The sequence below is a fragment of the Streptomyces sp. NPDC012510 genome, assembly GCF_042955065.1.
Classification (GTDB): domain Bacteria; phylum Actinomycetota; class Actinomycetes; order Streptomycetales; family Streptomycetaceae; genus Streptomyces.
In genome coordinates this window covers 1-3,145 of record NZ_JBIBEN010000062.1, presented here as the reverse complement: position 1 = coordinate 3,145, position 3,145 = coordinate 1, and the positions used below count along the sequence as shown (strand labels likewise).

The following is a 3,145-nucleotide window of genomic DNA, read 5'->3' as shown; positions in this document are numbered from 1 at the left end:
GGGAGTTCGCTCAGTACGCCCGGGTCGAACCGGTTGGGGTAGTTGGCGACTGCCCGACTAAGCGTCGAAGTCATCTGCAGGCACACCTTCAGTCTCGTTCCAGGGTTGCTCACGGCATGATCTTTGTCGATTGTCGACTATAAAAGGATTGTCGACAACTGTCAACAGGCCCGAACTTCCCTCAGGCCCACCCTGCGGAACCCTCCAAAGGGCCCGACCACGCGCCGCGCGTTCACAGTGAACGGCACTGGCAGGAGAGAGCAGCGACATGCAGTTCACCCTCTGCTGGCTCGACGCCGTTGCCCAGGGTCCGGACCGGTCCCGGACCGAGATCGGGCGAATGTCGACGTGGCGATCATCGGTGCCGACCTGACCGGCCTCTCGGCGGCACTGCACCACCGCTTCCACGGCGGAATGGTCGACGCCAAGAGCGCCGTGCTGCACGTCGACGGAGATCACCGCCAAGGAGGAGTACTTGGCCCGCCAAGCCGCCCGGTCGGTGTGCTCGGCGCCCTTCTCCCCACATCGCTTTGGCGACCGCCTGGGTGTCGAAGAAACCCTGGCCACCGGGGTGGAGATGGTGGTCTTTATGGTCACGGTGGACTGGACGGGGAAGTGACGATGGCGGCGCTGCTCACCCCGATGGCGTGGTACGCCGTTTTCTTCCCGGACGGTTGACGATGCTGGACAGGGTGAGGGCGGTGACCGTGTCTCGTACTCCGGGCATCTGGGCGATGTTCTCCCAGACGACTCGTACGCGTTCCAGCGAGGCTGCCTCCAGGCGCACCATGATGTCGTAGTCGCCGCTGAGGATCTCGCAGATGACGACCTCCGGCATGCTCTTGAGTGCGGCCAGGACGTCGCCTCCGCGCATGCGGTCCTGGCGGTGGACGAGGACCAGCGCCGAGACGACATCGCCGGTGTCCCCGCCCGGACGGACGATGGTGTAGCCGGCAATGTGGCCCTGCCGCTCCAGCCGTTCGATGCGCTGGCGCACCGCATTACGGGAGAGCAGCACCCTGCTGGCCAACTCCGAGTGCGAGAGGCGGGCGTTGCGGGTCAGCTCGGCGATGATCTTCTCGTCGATGGCGTCCACGGCCAACCGTCTCCTTCGTCAAGTCGGTGGAGATGGCGGGCCCCACAGCACTCGGATCACGGGTGCTGTGGGGGCTGCGGAACATGGTGGGGTGCCGGTGAGGAAGAACCGAGACTCCCCAACAGGCTGCCGCGGCTGCTTGACGTCCCAGACGCCCTGCCCCGCCAACTGCTGGATGTCCTTTGCTGTCGGTGACCAGGAACTGAGAGGCAGGCGCCGACGGCAGGAACTGCTTCACACCGCCGTCCTGTCGACGATCCGCCCGGGCGGCCAGGCTGGCGACATTGAGGCCGCCGGAGACTGGCGGCCACCCTTGACCGGGCCGCTGGTGGACGGAGTGGAATGGAGCCTCACCCCGGTCACTGCCTTGCCCTGCACGACGGGGGGAGAGGGCTCCGCTGGTGTCGGCTTGCTCAGCTGTGAAAGCCGGGCAATGACAGGTACTTGAGCTGCTGGTACTCGTGGAGGCCCTCGGGCCCGCCCTCACGGCCCAGGCCGGACTGCTTGATCCCGCCGAAGGGTGCCGCGACCTCGGAGACCAGGCCGCGGTTGATGGCGACCATTCCGGCCTGCAAGCGGGCGGCGACCCGGCGGGCGCGGTCGATGTGGGACGTCATCACGTACGACGCGAGGCCGTGCTCGGTGTCGTTGGCCACCGTGATGGCCTCGGCCTCGGTGGAGAACCGGTGGATGGCGGCAACGGGTCCGAAGACCTCCTCGTGCATGATCGCGGCGTCGGCGGGGACGTGGTCCAGCACGGTGGGGGCGGCCCAGTGGACCGGCCCGTCAGGGATCTCCGCCTTGCCGATGACGACGGCGCCCCGGGCCACGGCGTCCTCGACGAGATGGCGGACCTTGTCCACCGCACGGTGGTCGGCCAGCGGCCCGAGCTCGGTGTCCTCCCGGTCCGGGGAGCCGACCCGAATGGCGGCAATCCGTTCGCCCAGCGCCGCGGCGAACTCGTCGGCGATCCCCTCCTGGACGAGGAACCGGTTGGCGCCGACACAGGACTGGCCGCCCAGCCGCATCTTCGCGATCATCGCTTCGCGGACCGCGAGGTCGAGATCGGCGTCGTCGAAGACCAGGAACGGCGCGTTGCCGCCCAGCTCCATCGAGGTGCGCAGCACCCGGGCACCGCTCTGCTGAAGCAGCAGCCTGCCGACCGGTGTGGACCCGGTGAACGACAGCTTGCGCAGCCGGGGGTCGGCCAGCAGCGTCGTGGTCACCGCTGCCGCGTCGCTGCTGGTGATCACGGTCAGGACGCCTGCGGGCGCGCCGGCCTCGCGTGCCAGCTCGCCCAGTATCAGGGAGGACAGCGGGGTGAGCGCTGCCGGTTTGAGCACGGCGGTGCACCCTGCGGCGAGGGCGGCGGCGGCCTTGCGGGCGGCCATGGCCAGCGGCACGTTCCACGGGGTGATCAGCAGGCAGGGCCCGACCGGTTCGGCGACGGTGACGATGTGGCTCCTGCCGTCCGGGGAGGGCGTGCTGCGTGCGTGGGGGCGGACCGCCTCCTCGGCGTACCACCGGAAATAGGCCGCGGCGTAGTCGACCTCGCCCCGGGCTTCGGTGATCGTCTTGCCGATCTCCAGCGTGATGATGCGGGCCAGACGCTCGCGGTGTTCGGTCATGGCGTCGGTGATCCGGTGCAGGACGGTCGCCCGGTCCCGCGGGCTGCTGAGGGCCCACTGGTCGGCGGCCGCGGCCGCCGCGTCCAGTGCTTTCAGCGCGTCTTGTGCGCCGCAGTCGGCGACGGTGGCTATGACTTCCTCGGTCGCGGGGTTGCGCACCTCGAAGGTGCGACCGCCGGTGGCGGGTTGCCAGTCGTGGGCGAGGAAGCCACGGGGGACGGTTTCCAGGACTGCCGACTCCACTGAGGGAGCGGTGAGGGTGTCAGTCATGCACGTGGCTCTTTCGCTGATCGCAGGATGGTGTGGTTGAGAGAGCACGATCGGTGGGTGGTCATACGGCCTCGCCTCCTGGGGTGGCGATCCCGGCCGTGTTCTCGACCGACAGCAGGGAGTCCTGCCGTCCGGAGCCGAGCCAGCGCAC

At 68.8% G+C, this 3,145-nt stretch carries 3 protein-coding genes; 1 reads left to right on the top strand and 2 read right to left on the bottom strand.

From position 1 onward, the window contains the following. The first annotated feature begins 475 nt into the window (after nucleotides 1-475). Nucleotides 476-619, top strand: a complete 144-nt coding sequence (locus ACFY9I_RS42210; protein WP_391012776.1) for a hypothetical protein — start codon at nucleotides 476-478, stop codon at nucleotides 617-619. Between the two features lie 15 nt (nucleotides 620-634). On the opposite strand, the gene ACFY9I_RS42205 is transcribed toward ACFY9I_RS42210, so the two are convergent. Further along, nucleotides 635-1,096, bottom strand: a complete 462-nt coding sequence (locus ACFY9I_RS42205) for an AsnC family transcriptional regulator (RefSeq protein WP_391012773.1) — start codon at nucleotides 1,094-1,096, stop codon at nucleotides 635-637. Between the two features lie 413 nt (nucleotides 1,097-1,509). Continuing rightward, nucleotides 1,510-2,994 (bottom strand): aldehyde dehydrogenase family protein, encoded by a 1,485-nt coding sequence (locus ACFY9I_RS42200; protein ID WP_391012770.1) that lies wholly within the window; start codon nucleotides 2,992-2,994, stop codon nucleotides 1,510-1,512. Nucleotides 2,995-3,145 lie beyond the last annotated feature (151 nt).